Source organism: Armatimonas sp. (assembly GCF_964826245.1).
In genome coordinates, this window is sequence record NZ_CBAYMC010000001.1 from 1 (window position 1) to 14,801 (window position 14,801).

The 14,801-nt window shown below is 58.1% G+C and carries 18 protein-coding genes and 1 tRNA gene; 6 read left to right on the forward strand and 13 right to left on the reverse strand.

Features of this window, described 5'->3' with window-relative positions; genetic code table 11:
- The 6 genes from AC1XOS_RS00005 to AC1XOS_RS00030 all read right to left on the reverse strand — a co-directional run.
- Nucleotides 1-617: hypothetical protein (locus tag AC1XOS_RS00005; protein WP_481960161.1), on the reverse strand; the 617-nt coding region annotated here is incomplete at its 3' end.
- Nucleotides 614-2,041 carry an AAA family ATPase gene (locus AC1XOS_RS00010; RefSeq protein WP_481960162.1) on the reverse strand — a complete coding sequence of 476 codons (1,428 nt, stop codon included), beginning with the start codon at nt 2,039-2,041 and terminating at the stop codon, nt 614-616. The genes AC1XOS_RS00010 and AC1XOS_RS00005, both read right to left, overlap by 4 nt.
- Before the next feature lie 4 nt (nt 2,042-2,045).
- Nucleotides 2,046-3,095, reverse strand: a complete 1,050-nt coding sequence (tsaD, locus tag AC1XOS_RS00015; protein ID WP_481960163.1) for a tRNA (adenosine(37)-N6)-threonylcarbamoyltransferase complex transferase subunit TsaD — start codon at nt 3,093-3,095, stop codon at nt 2,046-2,048.
- A gap of 5 nt (nt 3,096-3,100) precedes the next feature.
- Nucleotides 3,101-3,730 carry an EI24 domain-containing protein gene (locus AC1XOS_RS00020; protein WP_481960164.1) on the reverse strand — a complete coding sequence of 210 codons (630 nt, stop codon included), beginning with the start codon at nt 3,728-3,730 and terminating at the stop codon, nt 3,101-3,103.
- 63 nt (nt 3,731-3,793) lie between these two features.
- On the reverse strand, nt 3,794-4,495 hold the full coding sequence (locus AC1XOS_RS00025) for an RNA polymerase sigma factor (protein ID WP_481960165.1): 702 nt from the start codon (nt 4,493-4,495) through the stop codon (nt 3,794-3,796).
- A gap of 162 nt (nt 4,496-4,657) precedes the next feature.
- Entirely contained in the window at nt 4,658-5,365 is a 708-nt protein-coding gene (locus AC1XOS_RS00030) for a tetratricopeptide repeat protein (RefSeq protein ID WP_481960166.1), read from the reverse strand.
- A gap of 91 nt (nt 5,366-5,456) precedes the next feature.
- On the opposite strand from AC1XOS_RS00030, the gene hisG reads away from it, so the two are divergent.
- Nucleotides 5,457-6,329 carry an ATP phosphoribosyltransferase gene (hisG, locus tag AC1XOS_RS00035; RefSeq protein WP_481960167.1) on the forward strand — a complete coding sequence of 291 codons (873 nt, stop codon included), beginning with the start codon at nt 5,457-5,459 and terminating at the stop codon, nt 6,327-6,329.
- Here hisG and AC1XOS_RS00040 read toward each other — a convergent pair.
- Entirely contained in the window at nt 6,326-7,057 is a 732-nt protein-coding gene (locus AC1XOS_RS00040) for an SDR family NAD(P)-dependent oxidoreductase (protein WP_481960168.1), read from the reverse strand. The two genes, hisG and AC1XOS_RS00040, sit on opposite strands and share 4 nt — an antisense overlap.
- Before the next feature lie 47 nt (nt 7,058-7,104).
- Here AC1XOS_RS00040 and AC1XOS_RS00045 point away from each other — a divergent pair, with 47 nt between their 5' ends.
- A complete protein-coding gene (locus AC1XOS_RS00045; RefSeq protein WP_481960169.1) occupies nt 7,105-7,383 on the forward strand; it encodes a hypothetical protein in 279 nt (92 codons plus the stop codon).
- Here the strand turns inward: AC1XOS_RS00045 and AC1XOS_RS00050 are convergent.
- Nucleotides 7,357-7,428, reverse strand: a tRNA-Val gene (locus tag AC1XOS_RS00050). The genes AC1XOS_RS00045 and AC1XOS_RS00050 overlap by 27 nt on opposite strands.
- Before the next feature lie 168 nt (nt 7,429-7,596).
- On the opposite strand from AC1XOS_RS00050, the gene gpmI reads away from it, so the two are divergent.
- Together gpmI and AC1XOS_RS00060 are read left to right on the forward strand one after the other, a co-directional pair.
- Nucleotides 7,597-9,123 (forward strand): 2,3-bisphosphoglycerate-independent phosphoglycerate mutase, encoded by a 1,527-nt coding sequence (gene gpmI, locus AC1XOS_RS00055; RefSeq protein ID WP_481960170.1) that lies wholly within the window; start codon nt 7,597-7,599, stop codon nt 9,121-9,123.
- Nucleotides 9,113-10,369: a galactokinase gene (locus AC1XOS_RS00060; RefSeq protein WP_481960171.1), complete on the forward strand. Its 1,257-nt coding sequence runs from the start codon at nt 9,113-9,115 to the stop codon at nt 10,367-10,369. The genes gpmI and AC1XOS_RS00060 overlap by 11 nt, the downstream gene beginning before the upstream one ends.
- On the opposite strand, the gene AC1XOS_RS00065 is transcribed toward AC1XOS_RS00060, so the two are convergent.
- Nucleotides 10,310-11,107, reverse strand: a complete 798-nt coding sequence (locus AC1XOS_RS00065; RefSeq protein ID WP_481960172.1) for a sugar phosphate isomerase/epimerase family protein — start codon at nt 11,105-11,107, stop codon at nt 10,310-10,312. The two genes, AC1XOS_RS00060 and AC1XOS_RS00065, sit on opposite strands and share 60 nt — an antisense overlap.
- Entirely contained in the window at nt 11,107-11,898 is a 792-nt protein-coding gene (locus tag AC1XOS_RS00070; RefSeq protein WP_481960173.1) for a TerC family protein, read from the reverse strand. Before AC1XOS_RS00070 ends, AC1XOS_RS00065 begins: the two co-directional genes overlap by 1 nt.
- Nucleotides 11,899-11,949: 51 nt before the next feature.
- On the opposite strand from AC1XOS_RS00070, the gene dut reads away from it, so the two are divergent.
- Both dut and AC1XOS_RS00080 read left to right on the forward strand, forming a co-directional pair.
- Complete coding sequence (gene dut, locus AC1XOS_RS00075) at nt 11,950-12,402, forward strand: dUTP diphosphatase (protein WP_481960174.1); 453 nt, start codon at nt 11,950-11,952, stop codon at nt 12,400-12,402.
- Between the two features lie 5 nt (nt 12,403-12,407).
- Nucleotides 12,408-12,911: a tetratricopeptide repeat protein gene (locus AC1XOS_RS00080; protein ID WP_481960175.1), complete on the forward strand. Its 504-nt coding sequence runs from the start codon at nt 12,408-12,410 to the stop codon at nt 12,909-12,911.
- Between the two features lie 9 nt (nt 12,912-12,920).
- On the opposite strand, the gene AC1XOS_RS00085 is transcribed toward AC1XOS_RS00080, so the two are convergent.
- The 3 genes from AC1XOS_RS00085 to AC1XOS_RS00095 all read right to left on the reverse strand — a co-directional run bounded on the left by AC1XOS_RS00085 (nt 12,921) and on the right by AC1XOS_RS00095 (nt 14,799).
- Complete coding sequence (locus AC1XOS_RS00085) at nt 12,921-13,313, reverse strand: ComEA family DNA-binding protein (protein WP_481960176.1); 393 nt, start codon at nt 13,311-13,313, stop codon at nt 12,921-12,923.
- 197 nt (nt 13,314-13,510) lie between these two features.
- On the reverse strand, nt 13,511-14,662 hold the full coding sequence (locus tag AC1XOS_RS00090) for a class I SAM-dependent methyltransferase (protein ID WP_481960177.1): 1,152 nt from the start codon (nt 14,660-14,662) through the stop codon (nt 13,511-13,513).
- Complete coding sequence (locus AC1XOS_RS00095) at nt 14,659-14,799, reverse strand: hypothetical protein (RefSeq protein ID WP_481960178.1); 141 nt, start codon at nt 14,797-14,799, stop codon at nt 14,659-14,661. Before AC1XOS_RS00095 ends, AC1XOS_RS00090 begins: the two co-directional genes overlap by 4 nt.
- Nucleotides 14,800-14,801: the final 2 nt, after the last annotated feature.

Consider the following 14,801-nt stretch of genomic DNA (forward strand, 5'->3'; position numbering starts at 1 on the left):
TTGCCCCACCCCTGTGCTTCAAGAGTTAAGCGGACATCTTCCTGGAGACGCTGAAAAGCACTGAGGCGTAAGAGAGGGCTAAAGTCATCCGTGAGCTGTGTGATGCGCCGCATCGCCGCAGGAATTTGTTTATTGAACTCGTCAAGCCTTCGCCCTCTCTGGCCACTAGCTGTACGCAGTGCCTCACGCAACACGGTTTTAGGATCGGCCAGATTTTCGAGCTGTGCAAGCGTTGGTAGATTTAATGCCGCTCGACTATTTCGGTTTCCTGCTGCCTGTCGTAAAACGCCTATATCAAAGAGAAGCCAAGCTTCCATCATGCGTACAGGGACAACATAAATACTAGGCACTTCGACTTTTGCATCTGTGAGAGCAACCTGAATTTCTTCGTAGCGCCGAATGGGTTCTTCGCGGTCGGAGTCGCGATGAATAAAAAGTAAATCACAAGGAGCATCTTCCATAGCATTACTAATTTTCTCTGCTAAGCCTTGCCCTCTACGATAGGCAAACTCCCCTGTAAAAATGTGCTTCGTGTGCCTTTGAATAGTCCAGTCAAGAATTGGCAGTAGTGCCGCATCCGTTGAGCCTTCCGTTAAAAAGGTGTAGCGTAGCATCATCCTAGAGTAGGGCTCCAAACAAGTTGCCCGACAGCATTGGGTTCTAAATAGGCTTGTTCTAAGGGGCGCAGATACCGCATTAACTTCCCTTTACTAATACTAGGGGTTTGTGGTTCGGCACTTGCTCGCCAGGTTCCTTCAATACAAGAGAGACTTAGATGCTGGTAGCGCTGTCCTTCTTGCTGGCTTGAGATTAGCTCAGCAGCGAGAAGGCAATCGCTGGGAACTAGTCCAACTACTGTAGGAGAATGAGTATTAATAATCACTTGACGTAGCGGATTGTGTTCATCAATGGGACGCGAAGTGTCCACAGCAATAGCCCGCAGCAAGTTTAGCATAGCCTCGATTCGTTCAGGATGAATACCATTCTCAGGCTCTTCCAAGCAAAGTACACCATGAAACTCAGGATCAGCCTCTAAAACGGCTAGGGCTAAAAAACGCAAAGTTCCATCCGAGAGTGCACGCGCCGAGTGCTGTGTGCCATCAGCGCCTGCTGCCCACAGAGTGAGAATATCTCGCTTGTCGTCGCGCTCGATTCCTACCTCACGAATCTCACGTACAAGCTCGCTCACTCGCAGAGCAATACGATCATACACGGAAGTCTCATCACGCTCTCCTTCAGGCGTACGATAGCTCTGTGCAAGCCGATAGAGAGTCGCCGCGAGATGCTCACCACTTGGCGTCAAATGCCCAGGTGTATTGATCTCATCTACTTCACGCAAAGCTGTAGGCTCTAACTGCAAAAGGGACCAAGAAGACATCTCATTTCTAGCAAGAACTGCCGTTCTGTACTCCGCAGCATTTGCCAGATGAATCAGAGTTCGGGGCAACGTTCGCGCAGGACGAGGCGTTGGACGACCACCACCAATACCGCCGCGATCTTGATGAAGACGGATCTCAATTTCCCCGTTTGCATTCTCAAGTGTAGAAATCAAGGGATCAGTACGTCGACCATTAATTACCGAATCACGCCAGCTTTTTGAAGGCTTAAAGGGCAAATTTACTCTAGCATCACTTTTATTGATATGAACTAAAGACTCGTACTTCACCTCAAGGCTACTGTCTATTTCGCGGTAACCCAGCTCTAACGTGTAACGCAAAAAAGTCATGCTGGCAACGGCACGCTGTCCCAAATCATCGTCTCCCTCTTTAGGGACGATCATTTCTGCCTCAAAGTACATTGTTTGTGCATATTGGTTTCCGAATCGATGGAAGAGCGAGCGTGCATCTGGCCTTCGATTGTCTCGTACAGACTTAGCAGCCCCAAGCAAAGTGTCGCTTGCCAAAGCACTTAAGAATCGTATGGCATCGAAGAGGTTCGACTTTCCTACTCCATTTGCTCCCGCGATACAGGTGAAAGCCCCAAAGCGTACATCCACGTCCACAAGATTTTTAAAACCACGTACCTTTAGCCTTGTTAGCATAGACCTATTGTACTCCTGCCAGTGGTTCGGAGGCGCGTGTCTCGAAGTCTAAGTTGGCGGTACGGCCATTTTGTAGGTGCCAGTAGCCTGCGCAGGCGATCATGGCGGCGTTGTCGGTGCACAGGGCGACGGGAGGATAGAACAGCGCGAGCCCCGCCTTGTCGCAGCGCTCCTGCATGACGTCCCGCAGGCGCGTGTTGGCGGAGACGCCGCCCGCCAGCAAGACGCGCTCCACACCCAGCTCTTTTGCGGCCAGAATAGTCTTCTTGCTGAGCACATCCACCACGGCCTCTTGGAAGCTCGCAGCAATGTCGGAGATGCTCGGCAGATTCTCACCTTGTAGGGCGTAGCGCACCGAGGTCTTGAGGCCCGAGAAGCTAAACTCATGGGTGCCTTGGAGCAGGGCTCGGGGAAACGTGATGGCTTTGGGGTTGCCGCCTTCTGCTGCTTTCTGCACGGCTGGCCCACCGGGATAGCCAAGGCCCATCAGTCGGGCACACTTATCAAACGCCTCGCCCGCCGCGTCGTCGCGCGTGCGGCCTAGTAGCACATAGTCGCTATGCCCACGCAGGTGAAACAAGTCCGTATGCCCGCCACTCACGACTAAGGCGACGGCTGGGTAATCTACCTGTACACTGGCTCCCCCCCCCGCCCCCGCACCCAGAGGGTACCCGGGGGGAGCCAGTGTATGCAGCCAGTTGGCGTAGAGATGCGCCTCGATATGGTGCACGGGCACGACGGGCTTTTTCAGCGCCATTCCGAGCGCTTTGGCCGCCGATGTTCCGACCAGAAGTGCGCCGAGTAGTCCCGGACGGTTGGTCACGGCGATGGCGTCAATGTCAGCCCAAGTGCATCCTGCCTCGGTAAGTGCCTGACGAAAGACGGGAATCAGCACTTCGACATGGCGGCGGCTCGCCAGCTCAGGGACAACGCCACCGTAGAGCGCGTGCTCTTCCATCTGCGAGGCCACGATATTGGAGAGCAGCACCCGCCCGTCTTTTACCACTGCCGCGCTCGTTTCGTCGCAGCTTGTCTCGATTCCAAAAACAATCACAAGCTCTATTGTAGCCGACGACGTGCCAGAAGTGTCCCGCCGACGATCAGGCTGGGGGCGAGAAAGAGCCCAACAAAGGGGACGAGGGAGAGAAGCCCTGCGGCGAAAGCGAAAGTGAGGGTGTGGGCATCGGGCTTTTTGAGGAGCAGCCTCGCCTGTGGCCCCAGAGTCGTGCCACGTCGCAGAAACGCGGGCGAGGTGTAGTCCAGCAAGCTCACCAGTCCCGCTCCAAGAACCCCCGCGATTGGCCCCAGAGCGGCTCCTAAAGCGAAGGCAAGGAGACAGATCGCGCCATTGAGTAGCAACCGCTTGCACGTATCGCCAAAGAGCTGCCAGAAATTTAGGGGGCAGACGGGAACTTCTCCCCCCAGCAAGCACTCCGTCTCCCGGCTCAGCGGATCGAAGACCAGCCCGAGAAAGCTGCTGCTCAGCAGGTAGAACGCAAAGGGGAAGAGCACCAGATAGAGAAGAAAAGCGGCAACGCGGGCTCCTTCTTCTAGTCCCGCTCCGTAGCGCTGCCAGCCGATCCAGCCTAGGATGACATAGAGCACCGAGGCGACGAGCCCTGGAACCATCGCGAGAGGCCAGAGGCGCGGGTGCTTGAGGAGAAATCCAATTCCTTTAAGGGCGTCCATTACAAAATAAGACAGCCGCGCCCCCTTGCGGTTGCGCGGCTGTTGAAGGATTCACTCTCTTCGTTAAGCGAAGGCGAAGCGGCCTGCGTCGGCATGCTCTTTGAGGCGCTTGAGGCCACGCTCGGCCTGCTTGCGCACACACGCGGCATTGGTGCCCAGCTCCTCGGCGATCTCATCGTGGCTGGCTCCCTCGGCACGGCGAAGAACGACCAGTGCCTCGTTGGGCTTGAGTAGCTTGAGGAGCGCCTCGCGGATCGCTCGCTGCTGAATCCGCGCGATTACGCAGTCCTCGACGCGGGTCTCTAGGTCTACGATATCGCGGGTCTCCCCCTCTTCGGTATCATCGAGTGAGAGCGCCTGCTTGTCTTGGCCACGGCGAATTAAGTGGCGCTGGCGGTCGATGAGCAGGTTGGTCGCGATCCGGGCGATGTAGGCTCCGGTGGGCTCTGTGCTGGCTGGGCTCTGGAGCAGACGGATCACCACTTCCTGGGTGAGATCTTCTAGCTCGTTGGCCAGAAGCGTCCGTGCCTGTCGCGCGAGCGTCGCCGCGCAGAGTGTCTTAACCTGGCGGCGTAGCTGCTCACCTGCAAGATCACGCTCGCGCTTGGTGCTTTCGGTGCTACGGACGACCGCAAGTAGCTCTTTATTGGTCTGCCGCTTCGGTGCGGCTGGGGCTGTCGCTGTGATGGCGGGGGCAGGTTTAGGGCTGACCTCGTCGTGCCATGCTTTTAGTCCCTGGAGTGCATTTAGCGCCTGTACATTCATTGTATTTAGCCTTCTCTCTGGATCTTTGAATCTTTAGCTACAAAAGAAACGACTACCCGCCACCCTTGGTTGGTGGAGGGGGGGAGGTCACATCGGCATGAGCAGACGGAATCATAGTGATAGCCAGCAACAGTGCGGCAGCGATCAGACTTGCAACTTTTTTCATTTATTTTCTCCCAAAAACAGACGTAGTGAAGAATACTTCGCCACATACTCTGCTAAAACCTCCTGCGACGGTGCGGCTTTTTCCACACGTCGCCAGAGGCGTTGCGCGCTCTCTTTTTCTCCCAGCTCCAGCTTCACATAGGTCCAAGGGCAGAGCAGCTCAAGTCGCTCGTGCTCCGCTAGCGCGTTGGCTAGCTCATACTCTCCCTCTGCCAGTTTTAGGTAGGCCCGATCTCCTGTGCGACGGTAGCGCACCAAACGGGTGTAGCCCAGGTTCTGCCGCAAGATGCTTGCCACCTCACGGGTCAGCCACTCCCCATCGGGCTCGATCGCACAGAGCCGAACGAAGATTCCCTCGGCCTTCTCAATGCTCTCTGCGGTATTGTCCATTAAACAAACAATCGCCAGCTCCACCCAGACCCGGAAGTAGAGCGGATCGTGCTCCAGAGCCTCTTCGTAGGACCGCATCGCCGCAACGGCGTCTTTGTCCTCGTGGAGCGCTCGGTAGCCCTCACGGTAGCACTCCAGAGCCGCTACATTGTCCGAGTGATCGGGCCAGATCGTCCCCTGGGTTCGCTGCCCAATCAGTAAAACGGGAAAGCGCTCGTGAAAAGCCGCCGAGAGGGGCTCCTCCTCTGCCTGCCCTTCCGGGAACAGGCGGGGAAGGGCGGTTAGGTTTTCGTCCACACTCACAGCGCTCTTCATTGCTTTCCTGATTGGTTAGACGTCAGGCGAGTAGGAAATGTGACAGAACTTAAAAATTATTTTTTCAGGCCGCGATATACTGACCGACGATATGAAATTGAAGCTTGGCTTGCCTAAAGGCAGCCTACAAGAAGCCACTTTTAAGCTCTTCGCGCAGGCCGGTTGGAGCGTGCGTGTGGACTCCCGCTCCTACCATCCCGTGATAGATGACCCAGAGATTGAGGCGATTCTGATGCGTCCTCAGGAGATCCCGCGCTACCTAGAGGACGGTGTGATTGATGCGGGCCTCACGGGCTGGGACTGGATCAAGGACAACGGCGTAGACGTAAAAGAGGTCTGTGAGCTGACGTACTCGAAGGCGACGCGCAACGCGATGCGCATTGTCCTAGCCGTTGCCGCCGACTCGGAGATTCACTCCGTCAAAGATCTAGAGGGTAAGCGCCTCGCCACCGAGTACGTGCGTCTGACGAATAAGTGGCTGGAAGAAAACGGTGTCGCGGCCCATGTGGAGTTTAGCTGGGGCGCGGACGAGATGAAAGTCCCGCAGCTCGTGGACGCGATTGTCGTCAACACCGAGACCGGCTCTAGCCTCAAGGCCCATAAGCTGCGCATCGTCGGCGACCCGATCCTCACGTCCACCACGCGCTTTGTTGCCAATCATGCCGCCTGGACAGACCCTGAGAAGCGTGCCAAGATCGAGAGCATGGCGATGCTGCTCACCGGCGCTCTGAATGCCGGAGCCCTGGTCGGACTCAAGCTCAATGTCGCCAAAGACGACTTCGATGCCGTGATCGCCCAGCTTCCTGCCCTCAAGAAGCCCACCGTCAGCCCCCTCTGGGGCGATGAGGGTTTTGCCGTGGAGATCATCATTGAGGAGCACCTAGCCCGCGAGCTTATCCCACGCCTCAAGCGCGCCGGTGCCAGCGGCCTCGTCGAGTACCCTCTCAATAAAGTCGTCTACTAAAGTACGGCCAAACCGCCATCGGGGGCCAGATTGGCCCCCGTGATAAAGTCCGAGAGCGGCGAGCAGAAGAACAAGACGGCGCGGGCGACATCTTCGGGGGTGGCAAGACGGCGCAGGGGCGTGCGCTCGGCGACGGCGGCTTTGAGTGCCTCGGGCAGGCTCTCTGAAAACTCCGTGAGGGCCATGCCGGGCGAGACGGCGTTGACCGTGACTCCCTCCGGGCCGACCTCGCGGGCCAGTGAGCGGGTGTAGGCGAGCACGGCGGCCTTGGCCATGGCGTGGGCTCCCTGCCCTGGCGCGGGGCGCTGTAAAAGTGTCGCGGAGAGATTGACGATCTTGCCAGATTTTTGCGCCTGAAAGTGCGGCAGCGCGGCTCGCGTCACGGTGATCACGGGCTTGACCACGGCCCGCCACTCCGTATCTATCTCGTCCCAGGTGTACTCGGCGAGAGGCTTGAGTGGCCCAAAGCCCGCCGCATTGTTCACCAGAATATCCAGCCCTCCCAGCTTCGCAAAAGCTTCGGCAACCAAACTTTCCGCCTGCGCGGTGTCCGTCAGATCGGCTTGGAGCGCCATGCCCCCGATCTCTTCCGCAAGCTTTTCGGCACTCTCTTTCGAGGCACGATAGGCAACGGCGACCGTTGCCCCCTCCGCGGCCAGCAAACGCGCAATTGCGACTCCAACGCCGCGGCCAGCCCCTGTCACCAGCGCTTTTTTTCCTTGTAGCATGGCTCGTATGGTATCATGAGCAAACAGAAATCAAACTTTAATTTACCATGTTGATTCTTGAAGACTGGATTGTGGACAGGCAGCGGCGCGAGGCGATTCACTTGCCCTCGGGAGACTGGGTTCCGCTCGCCCTGCTCTACCGACAGGCGCGGATTGACGGCGAGATTATCCCGGAGTGTTTGTTTCGTGTCCCCGAGCCCAGCGACGACGAAGTACGGCAGAAAGAGCCCGACGCTTGGGAGAGCTATGCTTGCGAGGAGTGGGACTTCTCTCAGGTCGAGAGAGAAGAAAGAGAAGAATGGTCGGTACTGGATTCGAACCAGTGACCCCCGCCGTGTGAAGGCGGTGCTCTACCACTGAGCCAACCGACCCGAGCGAGAGAGAGTATATCACCTCACCGAATAGCCGTCAAACCTACCTTGCTATTGGGAAGGAATTTACGATATACTATTTATGTAATCGAATCGACTCTATGTGAGAAGAGAAAGCGACTGTGCCGTGCGGCAGGTCGCTGTTTTTGTTTGTAAGGATCAGAATCTATGTTCAATCGCGTCGCCTTGTTAATTCTGGATGGCTGGGGAATCCGTGAGAAAGAGTCTGGGAACTCCACTCAGCTAGCAAAGACTCCCAATGTCTCTCGATGGCTAAGAGAGTACGAGCGCTCGATTCTTGTCGCCTCTGGTGAGGCGGTGGGGCTGCCTGAGAATCAGATGGGCAACTCAGAGGTGGGACATCTTAATTTAGGGGCGGGGCGCATTGTCTACCAGGACATTCTCCGTATTGATCGTGACTTTAAGTCGGGGGCGATTGAGAGCAACCAAGCGCTCGTGGAGCTTCTCGCCCACCTGAAGCCCGGTGCGAAAGTGCATCTGGTTGGCCTACTGAGCTCGGGAGGAGTGCATAGCCATGAGCGCCATCTTCACGCTCTGATTGAGATTTTAGATAAAAAAGGCGTCACCGTGGTCATCCATGCCTTCTCCGACGGGCGCGACACGGGGCCGCAAGAGTCGATTTCCTCCGTGGAGAAGCTCTTAACCCAGATTAAAGAGAAGAAAAATTGCCATCTTGCCAGCATCACCGGCAGGTACTTTGGGATGGACCGAGACCATCGCTGGGAGCGCACGAAGCTTGCCTACGATGCCCTAGTCTCTGGTATTGGAAAGCCAACAGCGGACTTCAAAGCAAGCATTGAGGAGTGCCATGCCCAGGGTGAGTTCGATGAGTTTCTCAAGCCACTCGTGAATCAGACTGTAAGCGTCGAAGAAAATAGTATTTGTGATGGCGATGGGATTATCTTTTTTAACTATCGCTCCGATCGAATGCGGCAGATCACGGAAGTTTTTATCAATAAGAGCTTCAATAAATTCCCTACCAAGGACTTTAAGAATCTAAAGCTCGTCTCGTTTACCGAGTACAGTGACAACGATGCGATTGCAGTCATGTTTCCCTTGGAGAAGATCAAAAACTCTCTGGCAGAGACGCTGAGTGCCCATGGGAAAAAACAATTTCACGCCGCAGAGACAGAGAAATATCCCCATGTGACGTACTTCTTCAATGGCCGCGAGGAGACGATCTTTGAGAACGAGGAGCGTCTGCTGGTTCCCTCACCCTCGGTTGCCACGTACGATCTCCAGCCGGAGATGAGCGCCTACAAGCTCATGGAGGGCGTTCTGGCGCGGCTCGACGAGCACGATGATGCCTTTCTCTTAGTGAACTTTGCTAACCCCGACATGGTCGGCCATACCGGTGTGCTGGAAGCGGCGATTAAGGCAGTCGAGGTCACGGACGAGTGTGCGGGCAAGGTTGTCCAGAAGGTCTTAGAGACGGGCGGTGTCTGCCTCGTCACGGCAGATCATGGGAATGTGGAGTGCATGATAGATGAGATCACCGGCCAGCCCCATACCTATCACACCACCAATCCCGTCTCGTTCTTTGTGATCGCCAAGGACTATATTCCGCTGCATCCCTTGGGCATTCTGGCCGATGTCGCGCCGACAGTGCTCCACTTGCTGGGAATTGACAAGCCTGTGGAGATGACCGGAAAGTCGCTGATCAATGTCGTTTGAGTTCCCCGATCACGAAGGCTTTTTTACCCAAGGCTCGCCGGTTTTCGTGGCGCGGGCTCCGGGCCGCCTCGACGTGATGGGGGGTATCGCGGACTACTCGGGCTCACTGGTGGCGGAGCTGCCCATTGGCCAAGCCGCTCTGTGTGCCGCGCAGGCAGACTCTTCAGGCAAGCTGACGATCCGCTCGCTCAATATCGGTCGGACAGTGAGTGTGGCGACGGGCGGCGAGAAAAGCACCGAGCGCTGGGCGGTCTATCTGGCGGGCTGCGTGGCACTTCTCAAAGCGGAGGGCTTGCTTGCGAAAGACGCGGGTGTGCGGCTCTTGCTCACCTCCGATGTTCCCTTGGGAGCGGGCGTGTCGTCGTCGGCGGCGATCGAAGTGGCAACCATGCGGGCGATTGCCGCCGCGTTTGCCATCGAGCTAGACGGCCTGACTCTGGCGCGGCTCTGTCAGCGCGTGGAGAACGAGTGGGTCGGGGCTCCGTGCGGCGTGATGGACCAGGTGACGAGCGCGTGTGGCGCAGAGGGCAAGCTGCTCTTGCTACGCTGTCAGCCCCACACCATCGAAGGCTACACCCAAGTTCCTACCGGCTGGACGGTCTTTGGAATAGACTCCTGTGTGAAGCACAGTGTGGGGGGCACCGGCTACACGGGGGTGCGCTGTGCGGCGTTTATGGGGGCAAAGCTTCTTGGCCTCGCGCCCACCGACTATCTCTGCAACCTCACCCCGGAGAGCTACAGAGCCCTCGGCATCACCCTGCCTGACTCACTCTCAGGCGCGGTATTTTTAGAGCAGCACGGCCCCACTTGGGACCGTGTCACCACAGTAGATCCCAAGCAGCACTACCCCGTTCTGGCGGCCACCGAGCACCCGATCTTTGAGAACCAGCGTGTCGAGACTTTCTTAAAAGCCCTCGATGCGGGGGACTTCGCGCTTGCAGGCAAGCAGATGCTCGCGGCGCACGCCAGCTACAGCCGCTGTGGTTTGGGAACCAAAGAGACCGATCTTCTGGTCGAGCTTGCCATGGAGCAGAGCGGGGTCGCGGGAGCCAAGATCACGGGCGGTGGCTCCGGCGGAACGGTCTGTATTCTCTGCCCTTCCGACCGAGAAGCCGCTATCGCTGAGAGCGTGGCGGGCTCGTATGAAAAACACACCAGCACCGAGCCGCGCGTGATCCAGGGGACATCACCCGGCGCTCTGAGCACTCCGGTAGGCCTGCTTCAGGTGCGTCAGCGCCGTTTCTAGCTCCGCCTCAAGCTGCCCTTCGGTGAAGTTGCACTCAATAGAGATGCGGGCATCGTAGCCTGCGTCTTTGAGTGTTGCGAAGAGCGCAGCGTGATCGTAGCTACCCGTGCCAGGCGCTTTTCGTCCGGTATCCGCTGTGTGCACATGGGCGAGGCAGTCGGCGCTGGCGATAATATCGGCCAGAGATTCGTCGCCGTTTCGCTCCATATGGTAGGTATCCGCAAGATTTCGCACGCCGGGCCGTCCCACTTCGCGTGCCAGCGCCGCCCCCTCGGCCACGGTGTGCAGTAAGTTGCACTCGTGGCGATTCAGCGGCTCTATGGCGACCACGACTCCCGTTTTCTCGTAGGCATCGGCGCACTGATTCAGAAACCAGAGAAGCTGCGCGTGCGCCTGCTCCACGCTCCAGCCCTCCACAAGCTGCCGCGCACCGCCGCTCCCAAAGACGATTATTTTTCCGCCTACTTCGGCGGCGCGTGTGAGCGCCGTGTGCACATAGCGGGTGAGCACCACTTGGCTGACTTCAGGCCCCGTAATCTTCAGCTTGCCGGGCACAAAGAGATTAAACGTCTCGCACGGTAGGGGCAGGGCAAGAAGCGTGGCTTTTCTCTCCGCCCACACTGCTGAATCTTCCCGCTCAGGAACCAGCTCGCTGGACATGCCCATTTCGAGATAGTCCCAGCCTGCCGCCGCGACTGCCGCCGCTTTGCTCAGCCCCGCACAGACACCAAAACGCATTAGAGCTTACTCTCCTCGATCACTTTTTCCATCTTTTCAAGGCAGTCCTCAGTGAGCTCCTCGCCCGGAGTGAGTTGGTGTGAGCGTGCACTGCGCACCGCCCACCAGGCCCCAATCATAATAATCAGCGCAAAGCCTACCCAGAACGTGGCATCTTTCATCTCGCCGTAGTGAACACTATGTGTTTTCCCATAGAGATGCCGCGAGGAGAACCCAAGCTTCACGCCCGCCCAAGCCACCAGTGCATAGGCCGTACTATCGAGTGCGGGATAGGTGCGCAGGAGCCGCAGAAATGCCGCCGCTCCCAGCCGCAGCAAGACCATCCCTAGTAGCCCTCCCAGATAGACGATCCAGAGCTTCTCAGGCTTATTGACCAGCGAGACCGCAACGAGGATCGAGTCCACGGCAAAGACCACATCCGTAAAGCCGACCAGCGCCACCGTGCGCCCAAACGAGAGCTGCTTCTTCCCCGATGCCAGAGCATCTTCGTCGTCTTCGTCGTGCGACTTGCTGATAAAGTGCTTCACGGCAAGAAAGATCAAGTACGCCGCCCCGAGGCCACAGAGCCACCAGAGCTTGATCAGAAAGCCCGCTAGCAGAATCCCCACACCACGGAGGGCAAATGCCATGACCAGCCCCAGCGAGAGCGCTTTTTGCTGCTCTTTATCTGAGAGATGGCGCACCAGTAAGGCAAGCACGAGCGCGTTGTCCGCTGAGAGCAGACCCTCTAAAAGAACCAGGGTTCCTACAATCAGAAGATCGGGATTTGCAAAAGTTTGACCGAAGGGCATTATGCCTATTCTACCCGCTCCTAAGGAGCATTAGGGTAAGATGGATCTCTGATGAATACCGTCTCTGTTTCTCTTCGACGTCTGCCCGGCAACGACGATCTGCCCTTGCCCGCCTACGAAACGCCCCAAGCGGCGGGTATGGACCTGCGAGCCGCACTCACCCAGCCACAAACCCTCCAGCCCGGCGAGCGCCAGGCCATTCCTACTGGCATTGCCATTGCGCTTCCCGCAGGCTATGAGGCGCAGGTGCGCCCCCGCTCCGGACTGGCGCGTAAGTCGGGAATCTCGATGGTGAACTCGCCAGGCACCATAGATGCGGACTATCGTGGGGAGCTCATGGTACTGCTGATCAACCTTGGTCAAGAACCCTTTACGGTCAACCGAGGCGATCGTATCGCGCAGCTTGTCATCGCTCCCGTTGTCCAGGCGCTCTGGCAGGAAGTGGACAGCCTGGAAGAGACCGAGCGTGGCTCGGGCGGCTTTGGCCACACGGGCGTACAATAGCGGCTATGGAAGAAGAGATCAGTGCCCTGCTCTCTCGGGCGAACCTCGCGCGAGTGCGTGGCAACCTGGAAGAAGCTCAGGCGATCTGTCACACCGCGCTGGAGCTCTCCCCGATGGCCGCCGATGCCCATAGCTTGCTCGGCGATCTTTTTCTCGCCCAAGACAAGCACGATGAGGCGCTGCACTGCTACAGTGTCGCGTCGGATCTCAAGCCCCAGAGTGCCTCGTTTCGGGAGAAGCGTGATAAAGAGCTTCAGGTACGCCACAGCCGCCTGCTTACCCAGCAGCAGAAGGCACAGAAGCCCACTCTTCCCAAGCCCGAGGCACAGGCCACGGGCTCGGACGTTCCTCAGAAAACTCCTTCCAAGCCCCGTCCGCGCTGGCTGACTTACACGCTCATCGGCGTGGGGGGCGTGGTGATGATTCTTTTGGGGGTTTGGTTGGGCACCTTCCTGTCGCATCGCAACGATCTGGTGCCCCTCAAAGAACCCCCTGTGGTGGGGCGCTAAATGCCGGGCTTACTCTAGCGTGAGGTGCGGGCGGAGCTGGGCCAGCTTCTTCTCCCCGATTCCCTTGACCTCCATGAGCTCGCTAATCTCGCTGAACTTTCCCTGCTCGGTGCGGTAGGCGACAATGCGCTCGGCGATGGCGGGGCCGACTCCGGGGAGGCTCTCTAGCTCCTTGGCTGTGGCTTTGTTGAGCGAGACCACTCCGACTTCGGCCTTAGTAGCTTTAGGAGCCTTCGGGGCTTTCTCGGACTTCTTCGTGTCGGATTTCTTGGTCGCCATGGGAGTGGCCTTGGGAGCCGCTTTTTCCGTGGTCTTGGTCTGGGCAAAGCCCGTGGTCGTCATGGTCGTGGTCAGGGTCAGGCTCAGAAGCGCGATGGTTGTTGCAAAAAACTTGGTAAACATTGTCTTGGTTTCCTCTTGTTTGCGGGAGTATCTCCCCCGCTTTCATCCCTAGAACGGGTGAGAACCCCTGATTCTGATAAAAAACGAAAAATTTATTTTTTGGCAAGGTGCCAGAGCAGGCCAGCCAGCGCAAAGCTAGCCGCTCCCAGTCGCACCGCCCTCTCAAGCCCAAAGACTTGTTCTTAGGGCTTTATGGCTTAGTTTACGGGGTCGCAGACGATCCCTAGCCAGCTTTTGCCTTGTGCGACAATGACCAGAGTGGCCTCTGCGCCCTTGCCGCCCCACTTTAAACCCAGCTCTTTATGCACGGCTTCGGGCTCTTTGGGATAGTGGCGCTTCTTGACAACGAGTCTTCCGATTCCCTGCTCACGTAGCCAGCGCCCCAGGGTGCGGTCGCGGTAGGGAAGTGCCACGCGGATTTTATAAGAGCGCACAGCGGCTCGCAAGGACGGCTCTGCGGCGGTGAGGTACATATCTGTCGGGGCGATGAGAGCCGCTTGACAGGCATCGGCGAGCGCTCCTAGTGCCCCCGCACGGATCACGCCGGGGTCAGGGTCGAGCAGATACTCCCCCAGCTCGTCTGCGATAAAGGGCTCTTCACCACGCTCGTAGCTCTCGCCACTGGGCAGGAGCAAGGCACGCGCAGGCCCCGCTTCCCCTCCGAGCACAATGCAGGCTTCTTTACAAGTCCGCTCCTCCGAGAGAAAGAGAAGCTGGCCCCCGAGGCTCGTCAGCGTGTCCTCATGAAGGGCGGGGGAGAGCTTGGCGACGACGATCTTATGGCGTTCTTGGAGCGATTCGAGAAAGCTTAAGGGCGGCTGGTAGCGCTCAGAGTCGGCGGAAAAGCGCGTGTGGCCGTCGCGGCGGGCGGGATCGAAGAAGGCTCCCTCGCAGTGCCCGCTCTCCCCCTCTAAGGCGGTCACATCGGCGCAGACAAAGCGGATTTTTTCCTCCAGCCCCAGAACATGGGCGTTGGCGCGAGCAAAGACCAGCCGTGCCGGGTCGGTGTCTACGGCGACCACGCGCTTTCCCGCCGCCGCCAGCGCCAGCGCGTCCCGTCCCACGCCACAGCAGGCATCTAGGACGCTCTCGCACTCGGAGAAGCACTTGGCATGGAAGGCCGCGATCTCGGTGGAGCTGGCCTGTGCAAGGGCATCGGCGGTGAGAAAGAGCTGGCCTGCCTCCTCCCAGCCGCGCTTGTGAGCACGCTCCCGCCCATCGAGGATTGTCAGTGCACCTGCCCGCAGCTCCGGGGGCAGATCCTGGGCATTGGTGAGCGCCTTCGCGCCGCGTCCTAGTACTGCCGCCCCGGGCTCTGAGACAAGAAACTCCGCAATCGCTTCGGTCACGAGCCGCCCGTGAGGATCTTGACTCCCCAGGTTTGCAGAAAAACCCCCATTGCAGGTCTTGGCTTCGTGGCTGCCTCGGGTCCTGTGGGGTTTTGGGTCGCCGTCAGGGGCTGACCTTGAGCGTCGACGATTAACACGG